The sequence below is a fragment of the Leptolyngbya sp. Heron Island J genome (assembly GCF_000482245.1).
Classification (GTDB): Bacteria; Cyanobacteriota; Cyanobacteriia; order Phormidesmidales; family Phormidesmidaceae; genus Leptothoe.
Genome location: NZ_AWNH01000014.1, coordinates 1 through 26287, shown reverse-complemented (window position 1 = coordinate 26287; position 26287 = coordinate 1). Strand labels below are relative to the sequence as shown.

Below are 26287 nucleotides of genomic sequence, written 5' to 3'. Positions count from 1 at the left end.
TATTGAAACGAAAAAAGACTGGTCTACCTCTGATGATGCTACGTGTCCCGATAGCCAACATACTCATTGCGCCTAAAGGTCGTTCGTTTTGAGTGTGTCACCTTGAAAATTGGATAGCTATTGAGGCAGTACTATTCACACTTGTCGTAGAGCGCTAACAGCTGTTGGACATAGCCTGAGTCGTTAAATTTCAACAGGTCAGCTCCGCTAGTTAAGAGAGGTATTCTTTGGGACATTCCTGTAAAGGACTCTACACCACACCATGTGAATCAGTCACTAATAGCTGGTAAACGTGGGCTTTTGCGGAGCCCAAGGAGGATCTTATGGATACACCTGGAACACTATCATTAGAGCAAGAATTTCAACTTAAAGTCCTAAGGGAACAGGTTGAAAATCTTGCACCCACTCAAGCTCAAGAGTATTTGCTTGAAGCCATGCGTCAGCTCATGCTGAAAGATAATTGGATCAAGCACACGTTCAAAGAATGTTATTTGAAGCTATAAAGCCATGCTCAAAGGCGTGTAAGTGGGCTGATCGAGTTACTCGATCAGCCCTTGGGTTAAGGAGGTTACCATGATTAAACAAATGGCTTGGCTATCCCAGGATGAGGGAACAGAGAAAATTTTGCATTTGCGCATTGAAAAGGGAACACCCTGGCGTCCTTACACCATGTTCCCTCAGTTTACAATCCCTGATCATATGGCGATTGGTTCACGAGGATTCTCCACGTTTCAAAAACTGTTGCGTGAAGGTTGGGAGATTATTGCCAGCGATAAGGCCAATCAGCTATCGCTGTCTAATGGCTCAGAGCCAGCATAAGGGATCGATAGATACTTTAATCACTGACTACTAAGTACGGCGATGCCAGATTTTTGATTGTCTGGTGTCGCCGTATTTAGGCTCAATCCCCATGAAGAGAGTCTTATAAAGCCTCTGGAGATTGTTTTCACTAAAAAGCTGGTGATCCGACTCGAACGGATGACCGGCTGATTACAAAAGAAATGCTCAAAGGCTAAATCTTTGGTCTAAAAAGGCTTGCAGGATAAATGGAAAGTCCTGTGCTAATTCTTCGCGTTATCTTTCGTAAAGAATTTGTCGAGAAGTGGCGGGGGTGAGAATTACTCAGCGATTCTATTTTTGTACTAAAGATGGAGCGATTTCCAGGTTAAAAGTCGTTGCTCCTAATTGGTTGTTGAAAACATGGTGAAAGACTGACCCCAGACCTACCAGATAGCTTTCACTATAGGGGGGCGCTATAAATGTAATGCTGGTGGGAATACCATTGCCTTGGAAGCCATTAGGGATTGCGATCGCACTTAAATCCAGCAAATTTACAAAATTCGTATAATATCCCAGATTAGAATTTAGCCTCAGGGGTTCTGCTTTAATCTCCTCAATGCGATAGATCGTCCCCGTTGTGGGTACCACCAAACAGTCAATCTCTTGCCAAAGGGACTGAATTTTTCGCTTTAGCGTTTCCATTGCGTATATACCTTCAAATGCTTGAGATGCGGTCATATCTTTGGCTCCGAGAATAATCTCACGGGTGATAGGAAACACACTATCTAGATTAGCCTCGATAAATGCCCCTACTGAGGCATAGCGCTCTGCTACCCAAGGCCCATTAAACAATAAGCTGTTAGCCTGCAAGAACGGTTCGTAATCAATTTCGATACAGACTCCACCTAAATTTGTGAGGGCTTTGATAGCGTTGTCGTAGCAGGTTTCTACATCTGCATTGCCAAAAAACTCTCGCTGATTAGCTCGAGGTACCCCAAATCTAAAGGATTGCTGGGTCTGATCAGAGTTTAAAGACGCTGGAGGAACAATAGCTGGCCGAGAAAAAGGATTGTCTGGATCATACCCTTGGGCAATTTCTAGTACAGTCTGGGCATCTATTGCCGTCAGCGAAAAAATTGAAAGACAGTCCAATGTCCTACAAGCTTCAACCGTATGCCGAGTACTCAATAAGCCTCGCGTGGGCTTCAGACCGACAATGTTGTTAAATCCAGCCGGTACCCGTCCAGAGCCCCCTGTGTCTGTCCCAATGGCAAAAGCCACTAGCCCATGGGCAACAGATAAGGCGGCTCCCGAGCTGGACCCACCAGGGATATGGTCTTTTGAGAAAGCGTTATGGGGAGCCGTATATCCAGTGCGTATCCCCACGAGGCCTGTGGCAAACTGGTCTAGATTGGTTTTGCCGATGAGTATGGCCCCAGCATCAAGTAGTTTTTGAACGGCTGTATTGGTGTGGGTGGCGTTGTATGCAAAGGCCGGGCAGGCTGCCGATGTGGGGATGCCTGCCACATCAATACAGTCTTTGACACTGAAGGGAATGCCCCACAGAGGGAGTTGCGATCGCTGGCTTGCGGACATATTAGTCAGAGCCATAGCTCGTTCAATTAGTGTTTCTTCCGATAGCGTGTAGATCCAAATGCCATCGTCTCCGCGCTGTTTCAGCTTGGTGATAATGGTTGTAATCATCTGGACAGGCGTGAGTCTTCCCTGGGTATAACTTTTTTGAAGAGAAGAGATAGTAAGGAGAATATCTGTGTCGGTTTGCTGAGCCATAATTGATTTCTTTATGGAATACGTATCGCCCAGATTTTGGCATCAAGTGCAATGGGGCGAGCTATGGGAACAGCAGTATAGAGACAACGCTGTTTTCTGACAAGGGGAGGCAGGGTTTCGGGGCTTTGATGGATTTTCAGAACAAATTTTATCGATCCATAAATTTTATTGATTGATAGAAACGACCGTACATAAAGATTGGTAGTGAACGATACGGCTCAAATCTCTACAGCTGTCAAAGTATTTTCTAACGTGCGAGGTATTGGCATCAAGCCATCAGCACTCATAAGCATTGGAGGCGACCATGCAGCGATCAGTAACCCGTTTTTTTAACCGGCGTAAGTTTTTTGCACTCAGTAGTTTAACGGTTTGTTCCTTAACCCTGGCAATAGCCTGTGGGCCAACAGCGGACGTTAGCCAGCCCGTTGAAGAGACAGCAAAAACAGCCGCTGTTGCTGCATCACCGACATCAGATTTGCCTAAGGTGAGAGTAGGATTTCAGACCGGTGATATTAATAACATCACCATGGTTGCTTACAACGAAGGGTACTTCGAGCAAGTGGGCCTGGATGTGGAACTAAGTCCCTACTCTTCCGGTGGAGCGATGGTGCCTGCCCTGGCAGCGGGTGAAGTGGATATTACCTGGTTCTTTCCTTTCCCTTCACTGACAGCGTTTGCCACGGGTATTGATATTGAGGTAGTGCTTTTAGACCATGCTCCCCTGACGGCAGAACGCTTGATTGCGGGTGAATCGGCAGCAGATGTGCCTAGCCTCAAGGGTAAAAACGTTGGGGTGACCATTGGCACCTCCGGCCACCATTCTCTCCTGGCTGCCCTGGATCAAGCGGGGTTGAGCCAAGACGACATCAACATGGTAAATCTAAAACCGTCTGAAATGGCGGCGGCCTTCTCTGCCAAGCAGATTGATGCTGCTTGGACCTGGGAGCCGGCGGCTGGCAAGCTCAATGAGCTGGGGGGTAAGGACATCGCCACAGCAAAATCAGTGGGAGCCTATGCAGTTGCTCTATGGGCTGCTCGTAAAGAGTTTGCAGAGGCCAACCCTGAGGTGATGATCAAGTTTATGGAAGCCTGGGACATGGCCCAGCAGGATTATTTGGCCGATCTAAAATCTGGGCAACAATGGGAAGCCGAACGTCTAAATCTGACGCCTGAAGAGTTTGGAGCCATGGTTGGTCGGCAAGGATCAACAGTGGTGTTAATGGCAGATCAGCTGACTGACGAGTGGCTGGGTACCCCTGGACAGCCTGAGTCCACTAATCTGTATAAGGCTTATGAGGAATATGCTGTGTTCCTGGTGGATCAGGGCCGATTGGATAGTGCGCCAGAAGATTTGACGCCATTGATTAATTCTTCCTACGTGGCGGAATACCTGGAGTCGAAATAAGCGCCTAGCGTTCCATCCACACCCAGTTAAAGACCTGTCTAATTTTTGTCAGTATGTCCCAATCTCCTGTCCAGGCAACGGTTAGCTCTCGTGAGCAGCAGGGTCAACTTGAGGGAACTCAAGCTGAGATTGTTGCGTTAGATGCAGTCTCCTTTGGGTACAGTCGTAGGCGCTTGGTGCTACAAGACCTAAACTTGAGTATTCAGCAAGGAGAGTTTTTAACGTTGTTGGGGCCATCGGGATGTGGAAAATCGACTATCCTAAATCTGATCGCTGGATTTTATAAACCATTAGCGGGTACTGTTGCCCACGGTGGAGAGGAGGTCAAGGGGCCATCCGCCAGGCGAGGGGTGGTCTTTCAAAGTAATGCCCTGTTTGATTGGATGACGGTTGAGCAAAATGTTGGGTTTGGCTTTCGGTTTCAATCGCTTTCAAAGTACGAAAAGCGACATCGGGTGGAAACTATTATTAACCTGGTGGGGTTACGGGGTAATGAGCGCAAGTACCCCTATCAGCTTTCGGGGGGAATGCGGCAACGGGTGGCGGTGGCTCGGTCCATGGTGGTGCAGCCGGAGATTTTATTGATGGATGAACCCTTTGCGGCAGTAGATGTTCAGACCCGTGAAGGGTTACAAGAGGAGTTGTTAAAGCTTCATGAGCAAGTAGCTGGGGCTATTTTATTTGTTACCCACAGTATTGAGGAGGCTGTTTTTCTAAGCGATCGCATTGTGATTTTAGATCGCAACTTAGGCGGTATCGCCCACAATATTGAGATTCACCTGCCTGAACCCCGTTACACGGCGATGAATCGGGTGTCGGATGCGTTTAATCAGTATCGAACGGATCTCTATTTGAAAATGAAGGCGATTAGTTAAAGGCGAAGAGACGTTCCATGGAACGTCTGTAGGTCAGAGGGGAAATAACCTGATGCAGTTGAAGGTGTCTAAACAAGACGGGGTGCCTGCTTTTAAAGGGCAGGATCTGCAAACCCAGGCATTGCGTGAGAAAGGGGTGTTGTTTTGCGTTGCGATCGCAATCCCCACCCTGATCCTCATCCTCTGGGAAATCACCACTCGCATGGGTTGGATCGACGAACTTTTTCTCCCCAGTTTATCTGGCATTATCACCGAGTTCTTAGCCATGACCCGAAAAGGATATGCTGGCACCCCTGTCCTGAGTCACGTCCTAGGCAGTTTGCGGCGGGTATTCACGGCCTTTAGCATTGGCACCGTTGTCGGGTTACTTCTAGGTTTACTTATGGGTTACTACAAGTATGTTCGGGCGGCCTTTTATATCGTCACTGAGATTCTGCGACCGATTCCCCCCCTGGCCTTTATTACCCTGTTTATTCTCTGGTTTGGTATCGGTGAAGTCTCCAAAATTTTAATTATTCTCTATGCTGGAGCCCTGATTGTCATGCTCAATACGATGGCCGGTGTGCAGTCTTGTCCTAAGGATAAGATTTTAGCAGCCCGCACCCTGGGGGCTAACGATCTAGCTATTTTTCTATATGTGATTCTACCTGCGGCATTACCCAATATCTTTACCGGCATGCGGGTAGCGTTGTCTGTAGATTTTGGTATTTTAGTCGCCGCTGAGCTGTTGGCAGGGGATATAGGCATTGGCTACATCATCCAAGATGCCAGTGTTTTCTTTAATGTAGAAGCACTGTTTGTTGGCATTTTGATGATTGGTTTTTTTGGGGTGCTGTCCGACTTTCTCCTCAGGGCGATTGCCTCAAAAGTTGTGCATTGGCAGGGCTAGATTTTTTGATTGAATCTTTAGAAATGTTGGCTATGAGGCATATGTCATCCAGGCCCCCTAAATCCCCCAATACTGGGGGACTTTGAACCTTTTCCCTTGAGGAATTCTAAAAGAAATAATCTCTGAAGCCTCCATTGTTGGGGGGTTGGGGGCCTCCGATAGGTTTGCCTTACATCAGGATATTTCGCCAACAGCATCAAACTCAGAGGTAGGGGAGGGCCTCAGTATTTCACTGATTATTCAACTGATCACTTACCGGAGTGCATTCAATGTTAGAAACCCTCTCTACCCCATCACAACTGACCGATCTACAGGAACAGATTCTCGCAGGTATCACCCAAGAGAAATGCGTGCAGCTGATCAAAGACCTGGTACCCACTGGACAACCGGGCTGTGGTAATTCCATTGACCCGGAAGCTCCCATGGCCCATGAGGAAGATATCTCGCGACAGGTGGGACAGCATCTACAGTCCCTAGGGCTAGATGTGGAATGGGTATCGGCCATTGAAGGTAGACCCAATGTAGTCGGTCGCTGGAATGATGGACTACCTGGACCTTCTCTCATTTTTAACGATCATCTGGATACTTACCCCTCCTGTGATCCAAAAGAATGGCATATGTCGGGCCATAACCCCTACAACGCTACCCTTCGCGGCAAGTATCTCTACGGTCGAGGCACGTCCGATACCCGTGGCAACATGACCTGTCAGCTGATTGCCATTGAGATGCTGCGTCAGGCTGGGGTAAAAATCAACGGCGAGCTGATTTGTGCCTACACTGTAGATGAAGAGCGCCATGGCAAGGCAGGAGCGCTACATTTGTTGAATGACTACGGCCTCACTGCCGATTATGAGATTACGGCGGAGCCCACCTCCTGGACCGAGGGAGACGACTGGGGCATTGGCATCGCCCTGGCTCACTCAGGTCTATGTTTGGTGGATATTGAGACCACGGGGGTAAGGTCTCACATTTGGCGTCCTGATGAAGGAGTCAATCCCGTATTGCACATGGCGCAGCTGATCGAGACATTGCGCAACACTACCTTTACCCACGACGCACCACAAATTTATGGCCCCACACAGCCCAGCATTTGCCCCGTCAAAATAGAAGCCGGACAAATTGGGGAAGGGCAGTTTACCCCACCTTCTTGTAAAGCCAGAGTGTGGGTCATTGGTCTGGTGCCGGGTATGACCTATGAGTCCATTGTGCAAGATATGGAAACGGTGATTGCTGAACTACAGGCCAAAGATCCCACCTTCCAAGCGACGATTACCCAGGTAGAAGGAGAAACGTTTGTGCCTGCCTCCATAGAGGTATCAGAAAATGCAGAACATGTACAGGCGTTATCGAGAGCGTACCAGCAGATTTTAGGTAAAGATCCAGTCCTCTATCGCAAGAATGCTTACTGCGATACGCTCCGTTTTGCCCACAGTGGGATTCCGTCCATTACCTTTGGTCCGGGTGAAGATGGTTGGCCGCCGGTAAATGAGTTTATCGACATGGATAAGGTTGTCGCCGCGACAAAAATCTATGCATTGTTTCTGTTGGACTTTTTTAAGGTACAGCAGGGCTAGCCATCTGATCTCGGGAGCAATCAAGTTTCAAGGTAGGCGTAATTCCAACAGACAGTCCATCTCACACACGCCCTAGCTTTGCTAGGGTTTTCTTTTGATCATGAACGTCCATCAAATTACGGTTCCAGCTAGACCCTATTCTTTAAAACTCGACCTGGCGCATACAGCGCTGTTGGTGATCGATATGCAAAATGACTTTTGTACCCTGGGGGGGTGGGCCGATTGTAAGGGGTTTGATGTGAGTCAGACTCAGAAGCCGATTAAACCTTTGCAAACATTACTACAGTCATTGCGGCAAACCCCCGTGACGATTATTCATACTCGTGAGGGACATCGTCCGGATTTAAGTGATTGTCCGCCCCATAAGTTGGCGCGTTCTAAAAAACAAAACGCAGAAATTGGCAGTGAGGGAGTTATGGGGCGGTTGCTAACCCGAGGTTCCAAAAGCCATGACTTTGTGGATGAGCTGCAGCCGATATCAGGAGAGATTGTGTTGGATAAGCCAGGGAAAGGGGCTTTTGTAGCGACGGATTTGGATTTAATCTTGAGACAGCGAGGGATTCAGCAGCTGTTACTTACAGGGGTGACAACAGAGTGCTGTGTGCATACCACATTGCGAACGGCCAATGATTTAGGCTATGAGTGTTTGCTATTAGAAGATTGTTGCGCCTCGTTAAAACCAGAGTTTCATCGGGTATCGGTAGAAATGACCCAGACAATCTTTGGTTGGGTAACAACGTCTAAACAATTGCTGACAGCCGTCAATCTACAGGCTGCTTGATAGGCGTGTGCGGCTACATTGGCAAAATTACGCTAGAAAATTATTGGCATTGCTGATCCTCGGGATGGTTTTAGCTATAAGGTCCGTCAAATAGCAACGGCTACAGATTGGCCCATGTCCTAAATCAGCGATCGCAAGTTATTATCGCTCAAGGTTTAGTGAGGCTTAGTTGAATGGCAAGTTTTGAGCAGGCTTATCCCCATATCACCTCATGGGTCCAAGATGGCTGCTTGGAAATTGGCAGTATTAGCTACTATGATGACTCGTTTATTCGCGCAATTGATGAAGGAGGGACTGTTTGGGAGAGTCCTGCACAGTTTGAGACTCTAGATGAGGCATTGGCAGCGGCAGATAGGGGAATTGCTGAATGGTGCAGTATTAATATGCCTGAACTTGTTGTAGAAAAGGATGCTCAGCCGTCATTTACAGCAAAGCAGGGGCAGTATTTGTCATATATTTATAATTACACTCAAATTCATGGACGTCCGCCAGCACAGGCTGATATTCAGTCATTTTTTAGGGTAACGCCACCGACTGTGCATCAAATGATCTTGAAGTTAGAAAAAGAGGGTTTGCTAGCACGGGTCGCTGGTGAGGCGCGCTCATTGCATGTTTTGATTCCAGCAGAGCAGTTGCCAGTACTAGTGCGACCATAGAAATCTGCAAAAATAAATATTTTTCAATATTGTTGTGGTAGCACATATATAACTCCCCTATGTTGAAATTTATGCGTCAAATATTGAATATAAGTTCTGTGAATTTGGGACTATCCTGCAAACGTGACGGATAACATTCAGCAAATCAGCATCATGGAGCTTATCTGGTATTGAATTATAAGTCAGGCACTCTAAATTCCCTTTGAAGATGGATATTAAATTAGAGAACTTTATAGGTAGAGTATTTAATAAGTATTAATTCCTCTCGCTAGTTAGAAAATGTCAAAGTCTGGCAAATGGAAAAGTAAGCTTATTTCATCCAGTTTGCCTCTGGAGTTTGAAGCAGCCAAGTTTTTGGTTTCTCAAGGTTTTTCAGTTAGCGCTGATTATACTTATGCCCGTGATGACTCTGGGGTTGTCAAAGATTTTTCAGTTGATCTGCAAGCCACTGCCTACTTGCCTTTTTCCCAGCCAGATAGAATAACCGCTCAGCTTGATTTGTTGATTGAGTGTAAACAACGAAATCCCAATGTAAGATGGCTCTTTCTCCCAGATCCAAATCCTCCTGACTTCTCACCTATTACATTTGGCAGGACAATTCGAGCCATCGATAATTTTTCGTTAAAGTTCTTCCGACCAAGTGCAACAACTGATTTCGATGCATCTATTAAACATTGTTATAAGGGAACAGAAATAGATGAATCCAATGGAAATGTTTATGATTCTGAGCTAAAACATGGTATTTCGCAACTGCAATATGCGCTTCCTCGTTTGCTCGCAGAAACAGCTTTAGATAACTTGCGCAAACATGAAGATGACAACATACCTTTCCTCATATGTCCAATTCTTCTTACAACTGCCGATTTAATGGTAGCCAAACGAAATTTAGATACAAGCATGATTGAGTCAGCTCAATGTCTATCAGATATCTCAAAATCTGTTCCATATTTAGTCCTCTATTCTGATTATGGTCCAGATTTTCAAAAACACTGCATCAAGGAGTGTATTCAATTAGGGAAAATAGAGTCCAAAATTCTTGATAAGTTTGATAGAAAACGATTTGAGGCTGGAGAATATAGCTCCATCTCAACTTCCTTTCTTTGTCAATGTCTTGCAGAAGGTATGCGAGCTGATTTAGTAGACTACTTTACACAGTTTGTAATCTGCCAGACTTCTAGTCTCAAAAGTTTAATTCGTGATATTAAAAAAATATCATCTATTTCTGCTCGTACATTAAGAGCATATAAGTGAAACTTTCAGCATATTCTTCTGCTACTTGCTGTTAGATATTGTTACCGAAACATCTAATAAATGCACGGGCAATATTAGGTTTAGTGTGCCTCAAAATATATTTACATCGTCAATACATTTGCTAAACTATTAACATAGATGTGTATTTTTACTCAACAGTATTATATTTATCTGGAACAATGAAAAAGTACAAATCAATCCCCAGAAGCATGATGGCGTAGCGTTTCAGCGGCTTGCTGAAGCATTCTTTGGTCCGCTTCTGGTTATTGTTGGCACTAGCCGTAATGACGAAGCACGAGATGCCATTATCGGGCTAGATAGGCGTTGAAATCTCTTGTACGTCGTTTTCATTGAGCGCGAGGACGACATGATCCGCATCATTTCAGCTCGTAAGGCCACACGTAAGGAACGTGAATACTATGAAAACTGACGCATTGAAAAAACGGTTAGACAGGAATCGCCCAATGACAACAATCACAATTCGGATGCCCGAAGATGTGATTGAAGACTTGAAAAGGCTTGCCCCCTTACTTGGTTTTTCGGGGTGTCAACCGTTGGCTCGTGCCTATATTGGACAAGGTCTTCGTGCTGATTTAGAGCGTTTAGAAGGAGATACTGTATCCGTGCTGATCGCTAGCTTAAAGCGCCGTGGTGTCAGTGATGAAATCTTGCAGGAAGCCCTTGGGGAAGTTACTCAGCGATAGCTATACGTTTACTGCTCGCCACGTCCCATTACAGCTAGGCCAATGCCACCTAAAATCAGCAAAGACGCCAAGACCAATCGTGTGCTCAATGTCTCTTGCAAGAATAAAATCCCCCCTAATGCAGCAATCACAGGCACTGCTAACTGCACCGTTGCCGCCCGCGTTGCCGTTAGGCCCTTTAGCGCCGCATACCACATTGCATAGCCCACACCAGAGGCCAGCGCCCCTGATAACAAGGCTAAAACCACACCCGTCAGAGTCAAATGCATCTCCGATAGGCTGATCAGACTCACCCCAACGGTAAAGGGAACAGCCCGTACAAAATTAGTCGTTGTATAGGCTACTGGGTCCTGGCTTCCACGACCGAGCAGCGAGTAAAATCCCCAAGCGACACCTGCCATCACCATCAAGATAGAACCCACCACTGGCGGCGCTGCCAAACCGGGTGATACCAGATATAACAATCCCATCAGCGCCAGTAGTAATCCTGCCCATTCCAACGGATGTGGCGTTTCTCCCTGTTTTAAGGCAGCTACAATCATCGTTACCTGCACTGAGCCAAAAAGAATTAAGGCTCCGGTGCCTGCGGCTAGTTGCAAGTATGAAAACGAAAAGGTAACTGCGTAGAGAAACAGCATCAATGCGGCTGTCCATTTGCCCTGAAGTTTTACAACAGACGTTCTTTGAGAGAACGTCATAATAGCTAACAACATGGCTGCGCCAGAAACTAATCGCAGCGTCATAAAACTGGCTGCATCAATGGAGCCTGGACCCAGGGCCATGCGGGTAAGTAAGGAATTGGCGGCAAACGCAATTAGCGTGCAGCTAGTCAGAATTGACGTTTTCAGGGCAGGTGCATGATAGGACATGGATTTAAGGTAAAGCCATTCCTGGTCTAAAAGCCAACGCGCTCAGTGTCTGAGGATCGTTAAACAACAAACAGATGCTTATAGAGCTGTTGTTGTCTGATTGAGTATATGATTTTCTGTCCGCTCTACAGACGGAGAAAATGTATGATTCAAACCAGTAGCGATCGCAGCAAATACCTGTGACAAAGGAGCCTCTCCATCGGCTAAAGGTAAAGGCTGACCCCTATCACCTCCCTGACAGATCTGAGGATCGATGGGCACCTGGCCCAACAGCGGCACGGATAGTTCCTGGGCCATTTGCTCTCCCCCACCGCTACCAAAAATTGATGTGCGCTCCCCACAGCAGCCACAGATCAAGTAGCTCATGTTTTCTACCAGACCGAGGACGGGCACACCCACCTGACGAAACATATGGATGCTACGTCGCACGTCTGAGACTGCCACCTGTTGCGGCGTTGTTACCATCACCACGCCGCAGATGGGGCTCTCCTGAATAATAGTAATCTGGGCATCGCCGGTACCGGGGGGCAGATCAATTAAAAGATAGTCTAACTCTCCCCAATCCACGTCTTGGATAAACTGGGTAATAATCTTATGGAGGACAGGACCACGCCAGGCTAAAGGATGGTCAGGCTCTGCTAGCAGTCCCACCGACATGACCTTAATACCATGGGCCTCCAATGGTTTGAAGCGCTGCCCCTCCGGTGTGTCAATCACCTCAACCGTAGTTTGAGCAAGTCCCAACATCTGGGGCACATTGGGACCGTAGATGTCAGCATCGAGCAGACCCACCTTGGCCCCGGTTTTTGTCAGGGCAGCGGCTAGATTCACAGCTGTGGTGGACTTGCCAACACCTCCCTTGCCGCTGGATACGGCCAGCGTCGTGTGCACACCAGGAATTGTGCAAATCTGAATGTAGGCTTTTTGACACCACTCTAAATCTCCCAGGGCTAACTGGGCCTGTTCTTTGAGCTCATGTTGATGGACACCGATATAAAGCTTCAGATACACATAGTTATCCACCACTCGCAGGTTTCGCACCATGCCCAGGTCAACAATGTTTTTGTTGAGAATCGGTTCAACAACCTGCTTGAGACATCGAATAGCCGCCTGTTTGCGGATGGCTATCACCGGGCTATCGGGGATGGCATCGGGGGACTGGTGAGGGGCACGAACAAAGGGAGAATCATGGTTAGGCATTGGACGCTTCCGCTAGCTGATCCTGAATCTTTTGGATGGCCCGCTGAGAGAAAATTTGTACATCCCGATCTGGGTCATCGAGAGTTTGTTTTAGGGCTGGTAGGACCTCAGGATTACCTAAGTTACCCAGGGCAATGGCGGCATCTCGTCGCACATCGGAATACTCGTCAGAAAGGGCTTTGATCAGGGTGGGAATGGTCTCATTGGTGGCAACTTTTTGTAGGGCGCGGGCGGTAAATTTGCGCACCTGCCAGTGGTCATCGGCCAATGCCTGGGTTAGGGCTGGTGTGGCCGCAGTGGTGGCATGGAGGTCAAGGGATTGGGCTGCGTTACGCCGCACCTGCCAGTCTGGGTCGGTTGCGATCGCACTACACAACATCGGCACCACAGTCTCATCACTCAAATACCCCAGGGTCAAAATAGCCGAACGTCTGACCTCATCATTGATATCTTTGGCCAGGGCGAGGGCAGGCTCACAGCGCACCACCTGGTTTAGATACCGCAGGGTAACAACAGAGGCCTCCCGCAGTACCGGATTCTCAGACTCAAAGAACGGCAGAATATAGGGCAACGCCTGGGCATCGTGAATTTTGCGCAGCAGGATCAGCACATTCAGCTGCACATTTTCGTCATCGACTTGAATCGCATCCAACAGCTTGAGTAAATCGTCAGGAGCGACCAGTTCTTTCAGGGCAGATAGGGCCTCTTCGCGCACCTCGGGTTCATGGTCAGACCTTAAACAGTCCAACAGCGGCGGGATAACCACTGGGTTTGCCATTTCCCAAAGAGCGGTTACGGCAATCTCCTGAACCCTCGGACTCTCATCATTCAAGCTCTGGATCAGGGCGTCAATGGCATCTTCATCCCCCAGGTGCTGTAGTGATTTGGCAGCCACCAAGCGGTCGTTGAGGTCTTGCGATCGCAACATTTCTACCCACTGCACCACTTCTGGATCAAGGTCGGTATGGGCCATGGTGAGTTTTTCTCCCTAACGCAGTAGAAACGGAATCTGAACAGTAATGGCATTGGTGGGACATTCCTTCTCACAGGGAAGGCAAAACCAACATTCGTCGTATTTCATATAGGCTTTGCCAGTCTCAGGGTTTTTTACCAACACATCCAGGGGGCAGACTTCGATGCAGGCCGTACATTTTTCGAGACATTTAGATTCGTCCACAATTACTGGGACATCAACACGCTGGGTGGTTAGAGCCATAGATGGGTTTCTCAATTAAAGAACAGAAATTTTTCGTCCTTTGTAGAGGCGTTCCATGGAACGCCTCTACAAAGGATCCCTACCGTACCGCCACGTCATACACTTCCTGCTGAAGATCCACCTCCACAATATAAGGAGTTACCGAGCGCTTAAACATTTCCATCTTGCCCGATTCTGTTTTCTTTAAGTTCACATGACAGAACCATTCCTCATCATTTTTCTCAGGATAATCCAGACGATAGTGATACAGTCCCCAACGACTCTCCTTACGATAAAGAGATGCTCGGGCCGCCATTTCGGCACAGTCCCGGATAAAGTGCACCTCCATACAGCGCATCAGCTCATGGGGGTCTCGGGCTCCCATCAGAGCCAGGGTTTCGTGATACCGCTCAAAGGCCGCAAGACCAATATCCATCTTGGTAGGAGATTTGGGCGGCTGTAGATAATCATTCACATAGCGACGCAGCTTATACTCCACCTGGGTGTGAGGCACGCCATCAGGACGGTCCAAGGGGGCATAAATTCGAGCTTTTTCTGTTGCAAGAAACTCTGGGTCGGGGTCCACATGCTCTAGGCCTTGGACATACTCCATGGCATTGATGCCGGACAGGCGTCCAGAAACAAAAGCTCCAATCATGTAGTTGTGGGGCACACTGGCCATATCACCAGCGGCGTAGAGACCGGGCACGGTGGTTTCAGCCTTGTCACTGACCCAAACGCCGGAGGCGCTGTGGCCACTGCAAAGACCGATCTCTGAAATGTTCATCTCCACCCCGTTGGTGCGGTAGTCTTCCCCTCGTCCTTCATGGAAACGCTCACGGCTGGGGCGTTCATTGGACCAGAGCACCCGCTCAATTTCGGAAATGGTGTCGTCATCCAGATGATACATCTTCAGGTGTACCGGCCCCTTACCAGAGTTCAACTCTTTCCAGGTTTCCAACATCATCTGGCCACTCCAGTAGTCGCAGCTGATGAAGCGATTTCCCTCGGCGTTGGCGGTGTAGGCTCCAAAGGGACTGGCCACATAGGCACAGGCGGGACCGTTATAGTCTTTGATCAGAGGATTGATCTGAAAACATTCAATATTGGTCAGCTCTGCTCCAGCATGGTAGGCCATGGAATAGCCGTCACCTGCATTGGTGGGATTCTCATAGGTGCCATAGAGATACCCGGAGGCCGGTAGCCCCAGGCGACCGCAGGCCCCGGTACACAGCACCACGGCTTTCGCTTGAATAACAACAAAGTCTCCTTTGCGCACATCGAAGCCGACAGCTCCAATCACCCGCCCTTCTTTTACCATGACTCGCGTGGCCATTACCCGGTTGGTGACCCGTACCTTATGGCGTTTAACCTGGCGAGAAAGAATCTTTTTTAGGTCTTTACCTTCGGGCATGGGCAGTACGTACTTGCCCACGCGGTGTACTTGTTTTAGGTCGTAGTTACCTTCAGTGTCTTTTTGAAATTTAACACCCCAGCTTTCCAGCTCTTGGATGACTTCAAATCCCCAGCGCCCGGTTTGGTAAACATTTTTTTGCTCTAAAACGCCGTCGTTGGCAATGGTAATTTCTCTCACATACTGTTCTGGGGTGGAGTTGCCGGGGATCACGGCGGTGTTGACGCCATCCATGCCCATTGCGATCGCACCGCTACGACGAATATTAGCTTTCTCAAGGATTAAAACATCGGCATCGGGGTTAGCCTGCTTGGCCTTGATACCCGCCATCGTACCGGCGGTACCTCCACCAATCACTAAAAAGTCTGTTTGCAGATGCTGAGTATTCACACAAAAGTCCTCATTTCCAATAAGGTGATCAAACCTCAACCGGTTGGAGGCTCATCAAAAGCAAGCATTAGCTAGTACTTTCTTAAGCCATGGCTTCAGCGGTGTGGTTTCTATAGAAAACTCGCGGTCTAATCTAAAAATCTCAAGTGTCGAACATGGCTTCGTTAAGCTGGCGTTGTTTGGAAATATGCATACTTTTCCATGTCCGTTATCCCTATTCTAAAGAGACTCAGTGATCGCCTCAAGATCCTTTGTATCAAAAAACACTGTTTTTCGATTCAACTTTTTTATATACTCATAAAAATCAGAAATAGTATGTTTAGCTGTACGGCCATTAAATTAGGTAATTAAGAGACTAATTAGAGAGGTTACTTGTGCCAAATTTGATTGATTTGGTTACCTGATCGAGTCTTACAGTAGGCCTTTAAATCGTCGCCTAGTTCGCTAGCGATTTTGTTGTGGAAATTTATCATTTAAGAGTCTTTTTAGAGGTCGCACGCTACCTAAGCTTTACCGAAGCAGCAGATGCTCTAAACCTGACCCAGCCTGCTGTGAGCGCTAAAATTAAGTCCCTGGAGGCCAACCTGGGTGTCGATCTATTTCATCGGCTTGGTCGCAAAATAAAGCTAACCACGGTGGGCAGCTATTTACTCGAAGCAGGCCCTAGTCTACTGGCGTTAGAGAGTCGTTTAATCAATGAAATTAATGAAATTAAACAGGGAAAATATAGCCGTTTAAAAGTTGGCTGTACTGTCAGTATTGCTAGCGGATGGTTATCTAAAATCCTGTTTAAGTATCGTCAGAAATATCCTGATATCGAGCTGAAATGTTTGCCCTTTGACACATCGCAACAGCTACATCAAGCCATCACATTGGGAGAGATTGAAATTGGTTTTGCCGAGACAAATCTCAGTGAATTTGATGAAATAGACTCATTGCCCATTGATAGTTTTCAATATTTCTTGATGGTAGCTGCTGATCATCGGTTGGCCCCGTGCCAATGGCTGAGCCTGCGCGATCTAACCTCAGAAGCATGGGTATTTCCAGGTGCGGGTACACCAGGGCGAGTGGCTTTAGAAGCAAGGCTTGCAGAGTTGGGTATGCACCTCTCGGACTTTGCCCACCGAGAGTTTGTCCAATCGGCTAGCTTATTAAGCACATTTTTGACCCAAGGGCACTATCTAGGCTTTGGCTCCAGCTTACAGCTTCAAACAGAACGTCAAGCCAAGCTCTTGGTTACCATTCCCTTGCAGGAGTTTGCTCTGGATTATCAGCTGTTTATGCTAACGCCTAAACGACTCTCCAGGGCTACCCCACGCCACGCCCAAAAACATCGCGCCGAAATCCAACCCACTGAACCCCTACAACAATTTATTCAGCTGGTCTCCAAAGAGTCTGAACGGGCTCAGCGGATTAGAGCACAGAAATCATCCTCCAAATCGGCTACGACGGCCCACTTACAATCCCCTAGCCTATGGCTACGCCAGGCTCACGGAGCCTCTTCAGAAACCTTGACGCTGGCTATCGGTACCCAAAACAAAACCATACAAACGGTAACTGCGGGGGTGATTATTCAACGATTGGGACTACTCGAACATTTTTTGCCCAGAAGCGGTCAGTACAGCAAGACAAACTATCAAATTAAATGGCATGACTTTACTTCGGGAGCTCCCATTGCCAAAGGTCTGCAAACCCAACAGCTAGACATCGGTATTTTAGGAGATTACCCTTTGTTACTCAGTGGTCTGGCCGACAGTCTAACCTCAGAGAGTAACTCGTCTTCTGCTACCAAAACTCGATTAGTTAGCTTTGTTGCCAGCAACCCTGATGGGACAGGGAATACCATTATTGTTCCTGGTCGTTCTTCCCTAAGTAGCTTAGATGATTTACGAAATCGAATACTTGCCGTTCCCTTTGCATCATCTGCCCACGGAATGGTGATGCGTACGCTGTTCCAGGCCAATCTACTCCATGAAGTCACCTTAAACTCAATTGATAACCTGAGCATTGATCGCCTCACCCCCCGTAATGACCAGGCCGATGGCTATGCCTATTTTGCTCCTCTCCATGAAATTGCCAGTCATCACGGTCGGTTCAGGCGTCTAGTTGATGCCCCTGATTTGACAGAATTACCGACATTCCATGGGATTGTTGTCAGAGAGTCCTTTGCTGAACAGCATCCAGAACTAGTGGTTGCTTATCTGAAAGCCTTGATTGCCGCTCAGCATTGGTATATCAACACACCGAGTGCTCTTTCCCTGGTTAGTAATTGGGTCAGGTTAGATCCTGAAATTGTTTCTAAAACCCTTGATTACCAACAGTCAAATCGCACGGGACTGTTTTTCCCAGAAACGCAAATTCGCATGGACTGGATTACAGATCATATCCAACAACTCAAAGTCGTTCCAGGTAATGAGCAACTGGGTGAGATTGATGTCAATAGTTGGATACAGCCTGAATTCTTAGAAACGGCTATAAACTCCTTCTAAGAGATGCTGTTGCTGATTTAAAGGATGAACCGAACTGTTGGATATGCTCTGTGCCAATCTCTTTCAGATAAAGTCATATCGAGGATCAGCAACGCCAAGATATCAATAAAAGACCTTGATTAACCCCAAACTGAGTAGTGAAATAAAGAACCATGCGGCTCCCCCTAGATAAATTGGTTTGAGACCAGTTTGTTTCATCTTCAGGAGGTCTGTTTCTAACCCCATGGCAGCTAATGAAATAGCCAAAAGAAATTTATTGCCTTGAATTAAACTATCTTTTAAGGCTGAAGGGAACAGATCTAGACTATTGATTCCAATGAGTACCACAAAGCCTAAAATAAACCAGGGGACAGGTAACTGTCTGGGTTTAAACGAGGCAGAACGCAGACGATGACCGAGGTCTGATCCCATTGAGATAGATCTCAGCGTCAGCATAATCGGAACTAGAAATAGCATTCGAGCTAGCTTAGCTACTGTGGCTAGTTCCCCACTAACATCTCCTTGTTGAAAGGCTGCTGCTACTACCTGAGCCACCTCATGAATAGACGTTCCAGACCATACACCAAAAGCGGATGGTGTGAGCTGGAGCATAGTTGAGAGCACAGGGTAAAGTAACATTGAAATTGTGCCAAACACTGTCACGATCGTAATGGCATAGGCTACATCTTCGTCTTTTCCCTCTACGAGAGTATTTGTAGCAACTACAGCCGATGCGCCGCAGATTGAAGTACCTGCTGCAATTAGATGGGCTAGCTTACGGCTAACGCCAAGCTGACGCCCTAACCAACAGGTAAATACAAAGGTAGAACTGACAGTAGCGGCAACAATCATTAGCCCGACGGGACCAACCTGGATCAGCTGGAGTAAGCTTAGCTGTAGTCCCATTAAAATAATCGCTAACCGTAAAACGCGTTTGAGCGAAAAGGTGATGCCTGGCTGGCAGACTTTGGGAACTCCAGCTGTATTTTTGACCAAAATACCCAAGAGGACAGCTAAAATTAAGGGACTAAATAATCCTAATCCTGGTAGCTGTTGTAAGCCTGTTGCAAGTAAGGCTATTCCAGTTGCCAAAGCTAGTCCAACCAGCGTCGTCGGGCCGGTAAGGTTAAGCATGTGTTGTATGGATAAAATACCCAGATGTTGGAGAGACGTTCCATGGAACGTCTGTACATTCAATTAGTATGAATCTAGTTGATTTTATTTCCTAGTGAGTCTCCATACTCTTTAGTGTTTCTTCTCGAATTAATTCAAAGACCTGACGATTAAGCTGGCTAAACTCTGGCGTTAGCATGTCATCAACATGGCGAGGTCTAGCTAGGGGAATATCTAACTCTGCTTTGATGCGACCTGGTTGTACACCCATTACAAAAATGCGATCGCCCAAAAAGACCGCTTCTTCGATATCGTGGGTAACAAAAATGACCGTAGTTTTTAATGTCTCCCAGATATTGAGCAATAACTCCTGCATCATGTGACGAGTTTGAGCATCTAAGGCTGCAAAGGGCTCATCCATCAACAATACTGAGGGTGAATTAACCAAGGCCCTAACAATGCTGGCTCGCTGCTGCATTCCGCCCGAAAGCTGTCTGGGGTAGGCATTGCGATATTTGCCCAGCCCCACTAGATTTAGATATTCTCCCACCATATCCTCTCGTTCTGCTTTGGGGATACCCTTAATCTTTAGACCAAACTCAACATTTTGATAGGTTGTTTTCCAGGGGAGTAACGAATACTGCTGAAAGACAAACCCTCGATCGGCCCCTGGTTTTCTAACTTGTTTTTGGTCGACCATGACATAGCCAGCCGTGGGTTTGATAAAACCGGCAATAATATTCAGCAGCGTGGATTTACCACATCCTGAGGGGCCTAAAAGACAAACCAGTTCCCCCGGCTTTATGTGTAAATTGACCGAATCTAAAACCTGGGTGGAGTGGCCCTTTCGATTAAAGATCATCGAAATTCCTTCCACGTTGACCGAGCCTTTGGCTTTAGATGTTGTTGCCGCTGATGCTGTCACAGCCTCTTTTATCATGGTGGGCACTCCTAATGATTTAAGCATCCTGTTTTTTGATCACACGCCAGGGCATCAAGGCCGCTGTGCTGCGCCCAACCGCCCACGAACTCAGGGCCCCCATCAATCCAATCAGCAACATGCCCATGACAATGGGAGGATAGTTGGATGTAACATAGGACTCCCAGGTAATGTAGCCCACACCGTACCGGCCAGCCAAAATCTCAGCAGTCACTAAGCAAAACCAGGCATTGCCCATGCCAATGGTCAATCCACTGGCAATACCAGGCAAGGCTCCTGGAATGACAATATCTTTGAAAACATGCCATTGATTGGCCCCCAGACATTGACCTACCCGAATTAAGACAATGTCGTGCAGAATATTCTCAACCGCACGAATCGTGCTGATTAAAACCGGGAAGAATGCGCCAATAAAGGTGATATAAATCATTCCCGTCTCGGCGTTGGGAAACATTAAGATGGCGAGCGGAATCCAGGCGACAGCTGGTATGGGTCTAAGCAGTTCTAATGCTGGCATTAAAAGATCTTCAGCAATTTGAAACCAGCCAATGATAATCCCTAAGACAATCGCCAAAACAGATGCTACAGCAAACCCTACCAATACCCGTACCACGCTAGAGCGGATATGCACCCAGGGGTCACTGGTAAAGAAATCAACAGTGGCTTTTGCCACCTCCCATGGAGAGGGGATCAGCTGAAAGTTAATAAAGAACTTAAAGCCAATCATACATAGGATTTGCCAGATGCCAAAAAAGAGGATTAGGGCGATCAACCGCCTGATGGAGCGGCCTGACAAGATGACCTGTAGGGTTTGATATAAGCTTGACATCGGACTAGAGCTGCGAGTCCGAACGTGAGATTGAGGCAGGGTGCTAGCCATAGGAGAGAATTATTAACGGAATGTTTGAGACGCTTACGTATTCCTAACCCGCCAACGCTGGTACAGCCTCCAACAGTGCCTGCTTCAAATCCTCCATAGTTAAACGGCTAATGCGAGCTGGCTGAGGTCCGTTGGCATAGGTCTGTAACAGACTCTTAAAGGTGGTTACCTGGCCACCGGACTCAGAAGCAAACGCCTGGGCATCGGCTTCTAGCAAAAAGGCCGATACTTCATCTCCATTTTTGACATAGTGAGAATTCTCCGCAAACAGCTTCCAACCTTTGTTGCGATCGTGAACAAAGATCACATCAGAAGCTTTGCCATCAGTCTGTAGCTCGTTGAGCTTTTTGATCATGTTGGGAATGGTGGCAAAATTAGTCACTGTAGGCTCTTCTTGAATCCACAGCTGGGCTGCCATTTTTGGCTCTTCAATCGGCTCGTTGGTGAGGGCGTCATTTCCGGTGATGACATAGCTTTCGCCCACTTCAATCACTTCGTCATAGTTCAAGCCCATGTTGTCCATGGCTGTTTTTAAGAAGCTTTCATCGACCCACTGGGTAACATCGTCTGGGTTGACCGGGGATTCAATTTTGCCCAGACTAATCAACGTGGCAATACTGTTTTTGAGCGCTTCTAACTGCACTTCACCAATACTTGGGTTTATAGGCTGTAGCCCAGACGGCCCCAGGAACATATAAACGACTTCTTTCTCGATACCTGACCATTCTTCAATTTGGGCAGAGATCTCTTCAGGCTTCTCTTGAAACGTTTTGTTAGCTTCCAGCATTGCCTGAAGATAGGCCTGAACGATTTCGGGGTGCTCTTCGGCAAAATCTGAACGAACAACAATGCCGTGTAGGGTGGGAACGCCTGTTTGGGCTCCATCAAAAATCTTCTTGGCAAATCCTCGGAAGGGGAATAGTTCTCCAAAGGGCACAAAGTCAGCGTGGGCATCAATTTGACCCGTACGTAGGCTGGTACCACCGACTTCCGGTGCTTGGCTAATCAGTTTGACATCTGACTCTGGGTCAATGCCAGCGTCGCTCAAGGCTTTGAGCACCATGCCGTGAGCTGCGGAGCCAAAAGGAACGGATACAGAGCCTCCTTTTAGATCCGCTAAAGAGGTGACATCACTGTCCTTGGGAACAACGACCGCATTGCCTGCTCCATTAGGGCTATAAGCCAGGGTGCCAATAAATGTGGAGGTAACTCCCTCAACCTCCTCTTGGAATTTAATCAGATTAATAACGGCTGGAAAATCTCCCATTAAACCAATATCAATCTGGTCAGCAAGCATTTTGTTGGTAATAGGTGGTCCTGAGGTGTAGCTAGACCATTGAATATCGTATTCTACATTTTCGTACTTACCTGTTGTTGGCAGATGTTTTTCTAATAACCCTAATTCTCGTACGGTGGCACCACCGACAGCCGTGTTAATTACCTGGTCTTGGGTACCAATAGAAATACGGATCACTTCTCCATTGCCTGTACTGGCTGTATTGGCTGAACCCTCAGCATTTTCGCTGGGGCCAGAACAGGATGCAATCAAAACTGAAGAAAACGTCAAGGCACAAGAGAGAGAAAGTCTTCTGAACCAAAGATAATGAGACTTCATGGTGGGGACTCCTATCAATTTGCTTCATTTAATCGATGATAACCATAAAGTATCTGTATCTCTATTTACAGATATCTTTGATCGAGGTGTTAGCTCAATAAGGGTTTTGATTAGATCCATAGATTTCTTTTATTGGAAGGTGCCGCTTGCTCTAATAAGGGATCAGGATTTTATGAGTCCAAAAATGTTGTCTGCAGAGACGTTCCATGGAACGCCTGTACGACAAAAGATAGGACCTACTTGAATCCTCATTCCTAAGTCAGTATGTGAGGTCTACGGTCCAGGAAACAGGGACGGCATCCACAGCCTTGAATAAGGCTGTGGATGCGTGGCTTGATTTTATTCGATAAGACTTTACTTCTAAATGGACGGTTAGTAGCGCGTAAGAATATCCTTCAAGTTGAGTACAAAACCAGGCAAAATATTGCCACCTTCAATCTGTTGGGGAGATTTCAAAAATTCCACAGGCTGGCCTGGTTGATAAATCTCTATGGTCTGATCCTGGGGATTAAGCAACCATCCCAAACGCGCTCCATTTGCCTGGTATTCCAGCATTTTGGTCTGAAGTGTTGTCAGACTATCGGAAGCAGACTATAACTCGATAACAAAGTCAGGGGCAATGGGTGGAAAATTTTGCCGCTCTGTGATGCTCAGGGCTTGCCAACGGCTACGTTCAACCCAGGCAGCCTCAGGGGAACGCTCTGCACCATTGGGTAGCTTGAAACAAGTGGATGAATCGAAGGTATACCCTAATTGTGTTTGCCGATTCCAGATGCCAAGATCAATGGTGATATCGGCATTACGACGACCACTTTCGCTGCCTGTGGGTGACATAATAATCAGCTCTCCCTGGGATGAACGTTCAAATTTAACGTCAGGATTGGCACGACAAAGCTGGTAAAACGCTTCGTCGGTTAACGTGCCAATGGGGTCAAGGGTGATGGTGAAGGCTGTCATGGCTGGAGGGTTAAGGTTAGCCGTTACTAGTTTGATTGTAGAAGATAGGGCGCAGAGGTGGGGGAGTGGAGGAGCAGAGGGGTAGGGAAGCAGGGGAAAAAGATGTCAGGCTGCCCAGCAGCATTAGCCTGACATCTTCATACTGATATTCCGATAGTGCTCCACTGGTAGGCAGATCTGTGGGCACACCTGTGCCCTGACTATTATCGATAAACATGGACTCTGAGCTCCAAATAAACAACGAGGAGGAAATCAGATCAATCAATTAGCCACCCCCTGCATAGGTGCAATCCGGAGGGCATCAGGTACATTAAACCTGCGTTCCCAGGCTGCCTTAATCAGCTTGGAGGGTGTATGTCACCAGCATAGTGTTGGCGCACTCGCTGGTGGCGCTAAATTATGGGTTCTGTGGTGAGATCGGTAAACCCGATTGAAAAATGGACAATCGTGTAGAGACAATCTCTTGTGGCTGCCCTTGGATATAGGGGGCAAGTAACCAGGATTTCGTATCGGGTTTACCTGAACAGCAAGAACCTTAAAGTTCAGGAACCTCTATCTTTTCGATGGCTTTGGCATACACTCGATCAATCATTGTTGCTGAGTTGCTAACCCAATTGGCAATTTGGATACTGGAGATACCCGCTTCTCTACATAGATTGCAAAAGCTATGCCGAGTTTGATATGGATTGCGATACTCAATATCATTCAGTGATGCCATGACTGTTTGCCAGGCACGATTGGTGAAGTTATTCCAGGTGATGTAATTGCCTCGGGGGCTGGGAAAAAGAAGCTATTCCCGTTGCATATGCTCAGGCTTGATTTCTGCCAACAATTTGGCTAACTGAGCATTAATGGGAAACTTTCGAGCCCGCTGGGTTTTTAAGCCATCTTTGAGGGTGTAGCCATGGCCTGAATAGACTCGCGATCGCTCGAAGGAAATGCTTGTTTCGTTAACATGTTTCCATCGCAAAGCGACAACTTCAGAGGGTCTACAGCCGGTTAAAAACAGAGATTCTACCATGGCAGCATAGCTGTTGTAATAGCGGTTTTGTTTGAAGGCTTTGAGGATGAGATCGCGTTCCTGATGGGTAAACGGAAAAATCTCAAACTCTTCATTGCTCACCTTTTTGCGCTTGATATCCGCCGCCATGCCCTCAAACCGGTTGGTGTCCAGAATGCCTGATTTCTTCGCCCATTTGCAACAGGTCGATAGCTGGGTCAAAATGCGTTTGGTCGAGTCAGCTGGAACATGGCCAATCAGCAAGTTTGAAACTGCCTGAGGTTCATCCAGCTGTTTGACCTCACAGCGCTCCAGATGTTTGGCTACCCAGCGCTACATTCTGATAGTTGACAGCGATTTACCCGCCTGACGCACCTATATATATTTGGCCCATAAATCAGGTAAATCTAGGGGGACGTCCTCCTCAATGGGCTTTGATTCCGGCACCTGAGCTATTGCTAGCTCAGGTTTATACCGCTTCATAGGTGGGTCAAATTCGCCATATTCAATATCCCGCTGCACTTCAAACGCTTTGTCCTGGTCCAATTTCTATACTATTTTTTCGCGTTATCCTTCGTAAGGAATTCGTTGAGAAGCAGATGAGTTGCTCGTTACTCAGTTGTTCTACTATCATAGCTAGCCTGATGCTCTTTACCGATTTCTCTAGCAATAACAGAGGCTGCACCTGTGCCTAAGCCCATGGCTACGCTTGCCAAAATGGACACTACTGGAAAAGTAAAACTGATAGCTGCTAGTTCATTCGTGCCTAACTGAGCAATAAAGTATGTGTCAGCCAGACTAAACGCCAATATTGCTAAGACACCCCAAACCATGGGAAGTGATAGCTTGAGGAGCTGATGAGAAACTCGACCTGTTGTGAGAGAAGACTGCATTACTAAGTTGGAGGGTTTGGCAGGCTGCGGCTTATCAAATTTCAGTGACAAGCTCAATAGGTGTTGCAGGCGATAAGAAATTATTGCGATCTTGGAGAAGAAATTCGCTATAGTCGGCTAAATCGTCTAAGCCTAAGCAAGTCAATGCTATTTCTGCACTTAACCAGAACAGAATTTTCAAAAGGAATTTAGGCCAATAAATTTGCATGGTCTGGTGTCGCTCGTGAGCATTAACTTGCTTGCTAGAAAATAAGCGCTTAAGCCGACTTTTAAGCTGTTAATGGGTTAATGCCCATCTTGCCAGCAATAAGGCGTAGGACTGCAATCTGTTGATTGAAACCCAGTACTATGAGCTTATTCAGGACTGCTGTTGCCGGTGCAGAGAGCTGATAGTCCTGCGGTACTGGAACAACATCTCCAGAGCGCATCCACTCGGCTAACTGATACCAAAATGCCAGTTTGTTGTTGCTAGTCAGGCATCCGTAATCTCGAGTCATGGCATTGTTAGTTCCTGCGACTAAATCGCGCATAAATTGCAGTTGCTCTTCATGAGATAGATTAGCCACTTGATAGATTAAATCTCCGGCTAATTTGATCCGATCTGTTGCGCCAGAAGCCGCAGGCGTCACTAAGCCTCCCATGTTTTC

At 47.2% G+C, this 26287-nt stretch carries 28 protein-coding genes and 1 pseudogene; 12 read left to right on the top strand and 17 right to left on the bottom strand.

Annotated elements, in window-relative coordinates; translation table 11 throughout:
* Positions 1-323 precede the first annotated feature (323 nt).
* Both N836_RS43740 and N836_RS43735 read left to right on the top strand, forming a co-directional pair.
* On the top strand, positions 324-503 hold the full coding sequence (locus N836_RS43740) for an NblA/ycf18 family protein (protein ID WP_023070923.1): 180 nt from the start codon (positions 324-326) through the stop codon (positions 501-503).
* 70 nt (positions 504-573) lie between these two features.
* Positions 574-819: a hypothetical protein gene (locus tag N836_RS43735; RefSeq protein ID WP_023070922.1), complete on the top strand. Its 246-nt coding sequence runs from the start codon at positions 574-576 to the stop codon at positions 817-819.
* A 312-nt stretch (positions 820-1131) separates the two neighbouring features.
* Here the strand turns inward: N836_RS43735 and atzF are convergent, their stop codons facing one another.
* The gene (atzF, locus tag N836_RS43730; RefSeq protein WP_023070921.1) at positions 1132-2571 is read right to left on the bottom strand and encodes an allophanate hydrolase; all 1440 of its coding nucleotides are present in this window, start codon (positions 2569-2571) and stop codon (positions 1132-1134) included.
* A gap of 304 nt (positions 2572-2875) precedes the next feature.
* Between atzF and N836_RS43725 the strand changes: the two genes are divergently transcribed.
* From N836_RS43725 to N836_RS43695, 9 genes are all read left to right on the top strand, one after another.
* Entirely contained in the window at positions 2876-3976 is a 1101-nt protein-coding gene (locus N836_RS43725; RefSeq protein ID WP_023070920.1) for a taurine ABC transporter substrate-binding protein, read from the top strand.
* A gap of 53 nt (positions 3977-4029) precedes the next feature.
* Entirely contained in the window at positions 4030-4851 is an 822-nt protein-coding gene (locus N836_RS43720; RefSeq protein ID WP_023070919.1) for an ABC transporter ATP-binding protein, read from the top strand.
* Positions 4852-4915: 64 nt separating this feature from the next.
* Entirely contained in the window at positions 4916-5740 is an 825-nt protein-coding gene (locus N836_RS43715; RefSeq protein WP_235071030.1) for an ABC transporter permease, read from the top strand.
* A gap of 269 nt (positions 5741-6009) precedes the next feature.
* Positions 6010-7314 (top strand): M20 family metallopeptidase, encoded by a 1305-nt coding sequence (locus N836_RS43710; RefSeq protein ID WP_023070917.1) that lies wholly within the window; start codon positions 6010-6012, stop codon positions 7312-7314.
* A gap of 100 nt (positions 7315-7414) precedes the next feature.
* Positions 7415-8095 (top strand): cysteine hydrolase family protein, encoded by a 681-nt coding sequence (locus N836_RS43705; RefSeq protein ID WP_023070916.1) that lies wholly within the window; start codon positions 7415-7417, stop codon positions 8093-8095.
* 173 nt (positions 8096-8268) lie between these two features.
* The gene (locus N836_RS76910) at positions 8269-8751 is read left to right on the top strand and encodes a LexA family protein (protein ID WP_006517760.1); all 483 of its coding nucleotides are present in this window, start codon (positions 8269-8271) and stop codon (positions 8749-8751) included.
* Positions 8752-9030: 279 nt separating this feature from the next.
* Positions 9031-10002, top strand: a complete 972-nt coding sequence (locus N836_RS43700) for a hypothetical protein (RefSeq protein WP_023070915.1) — start codon at positions 9031-9033, stop codon at positions 10000-10002.
* Positions 10003-10336: 334 nt separating this feature from the next.
* Positions 10337-10432: a hypothetical protein gene (locus N836_RS78125; RefSeq protein WP_442785771.1), complete on the top strand. Its 96-nt coding sequence runs from the start codon at positions 10337-10339 to the stop codon at positions 10430-10432.
* Positions 10433-10466: 34 nt separating this feature from the next.
* Positions 10467-10706, top strand: coding sequence for a hypothetical protein (locus N836_RS43695; RefSeq protein ID WP_235071029.1), 240 nt, complete (start codon positions 10467-10469; stop codon positions 10704-10706).
* 8 nt (positions 10707-10714) lie between these two features.
* On the opposite strand, the gene N836_RS43690 is transcribed toward N836_RS43695, so the two are convergent.
* The 5 genes from N836_RS43690 to N836_RS43670 all read right to left on the bottom strand — a co-directional run bounded on the left by N836_RS43690 (position 10715) and on the right by N836_RS43670 (position 15774).
* Positions 10715-11575: a DMT family transporter gene (locus N836_RS43690; RefSeq protein WP_023070913.1), complete on the bottom strand. Its 861-nt coding sequence runs from the start codon at positions 11573-11575 to the stop codon at positions 10715-10717.
* Between the two features lie 78 nt (positions 11576-11653).
* Positions 11654-12775 (bottom strand): Mrp/NBP35 family ATP-binding protein, encoded by a 1122-nt coding sequence (locus N836_RS43685; RefSeq protein ID WP_023070912.1) that lies wholly within the window; start codon positions 12773-12775, stop codon positions 11654-11656.
* Positions 12768-13748, bottom strand: a complete 981-nt coding sequence (locus tag N836_RS43680; RefSeq protein WP_023070911.1) for a HEAT repeat domain-containing protein — start codon at positions 13746-13748, stop codon at positions 12768-12770. Before N836_RS43680 ends, N836_RS43685 begins: the two co-directional genes overlap by 8 nt.
* Before the next feature lie 15 nt (positions 13749-13763).
* Entirely contained in the window at positions 13764-13991 is a 228-nt protein-coding gene (locus N836_RS43675; RefSeq protein ID WP_006517750.1) for a 4Fe-4S dicluster domain-containing protein, read from the bottom strand.
* Positions 13992-14070: 79 nt separating this feature from the next.
* Positions 14071-15774 (bottom strand): fumarate reductase/succinate dehydrogenase flavoprotein subunit, encoded by a 1704-nt coding sequence (locus N836_RS43670; RefSeq protein ID WP_023070910.1) that lies wholly within the window; start codon positions 15772-15774, stop codon positions 14071-14073.
* A gap of 458 nt (positions 15775-16232) precedes the next feature.
* On the opposite strand from N836_RS43670, the gene N836_RS43665 reads away from it, so the two are divergent.
* The gene (locus N836_RS43665; RefSeq protein ID WP_023070909.1) at positions 16233-18263 is read left to right on the top strand and encodes a LysR family transcriptional regulator; all 2031 of its coding nucleotides are present in this window, start codon (positions 16233-16235) and stop codon (positions 18261-18263) included.
* Between the two features lie 102 nt (positions 18264-18365).
* On the opposite strand, the gene N836_RS43660 is transcribed toward N836_RS43665, so the two are convergent.
* The 11 genes and pseudogenes from N836_RS43660 to N836_RS43615 all read right to left on the bottom strand — a co-directional run.
* Positions 18366-19376, bottom strand: coding sequence for a YeiH family protein (locus tag N836_RS43660; protein ID WP_023070908.1), 1011 nt, complete (start codon positions 19374-19376; stop codon positions 18366-18368).
* Between the two features lie 91 nt (positions 19377-19467).
* Positions 19468-20295 (bottom strand): ABC transporter ATP-binding protein, encoded by an 828-nt coding sequence (locus N836_RS43655; protein WP_031291640.1) that lies wholly within the window; start codon positions 20293-20295, stop codon positions 19468-19470.
* Between the two features lie 19 nt (positions 20296-20314).
* Entirely contained in the window at positions 20315-21175 is an 861-nt protein-coding gene (locus N836_RS43650; RefSeq protein ID WP_031291638.1) for an ABC transporter permease, read from the bottom strand.
* 43 nt (positions 21176-21218) lie between these two features.
* Positions 21219-22790: an ABC transporter substrate-binding protein gene (locus N836_RS43645; RefSeq protein WP_031291637.1), complete on the bottom strand. Its 1572-nt coding sequence runs from the start codon at positions 22788-22790 to the stop codon at positions 21219-21221.
* Between the two features lie 372 nt (positions 22791-23162).
* Positions 23163-23747 (bottom strand): annotated as a pseudogene (locus N836_RS43635) (Uma2 family endonuclease).
* Positions 23748-23763: 16 nt separating this feature from the next.
* Complete coding sequence (locus N836_RS43630; RefSeq protein ID WP_023070901.1) at positions 23764-23964, bottom strand: hypothetical protein; 201 nt, start codon at positions 23962-23964, stop codon at positions 23764-23766.
* 318 nt (positions 23965-24282) lie between these two features.
* Positions 24283-24465: an integrase family protein gene (locus N836_RS72835; protein WP_023070900.1), complete on the bottom strand. Its 183-nt coding sequence runs from the start codon at positions 24463-24465 to the stop codon at positions 24283-24285.
* 72 nt (positions 24466-24537) lie between these two features.
* Complete coding sequence (locus tag N836_RS72830) at positions 24538-25011, bottom strand: tyrosine-type recombinase/integrase (RefSeq protein WP_023070899.1); 474 nt, start codon at positions 25009-25011, stop codon at positions 24538-24540.
* 111 nt (positions 25012-25122) lie between these two features.
* Positions 25123-25293 carry a hypothetical protein gene (locus N836_RS76340; RefSeq protein WP_023070898.1) on the bottom strand — a complete coding sequence of 57 codons (171 nt, stop codon included), beginning with the start codon at positions 25291-25293 and terminating at the stop codon, positions 25123-25125.
* Positions 25294-25358: 65 nt separating this feature from the next.
* Positions 25359-25640: an MATE family efflux transporter gene (locus N836_RS43620; RefSeq protein WP_023070897.1), complete on the bottom strand. Its 282-nt coding sequence runs from the start codon at positions 25638-25640 to the stop codon at positions 25359-25361.
* 269 nt (positions 25641-25909) lie between these two features.
* A partial coding sequence (locus N836_RS43615; protein ID WP_023070895.1) for an orange carotenoid protein N-terminal domain-containing protein occupies positions 25910-26287 on the bottom strand: 378 nt, incomplete at its 5' end.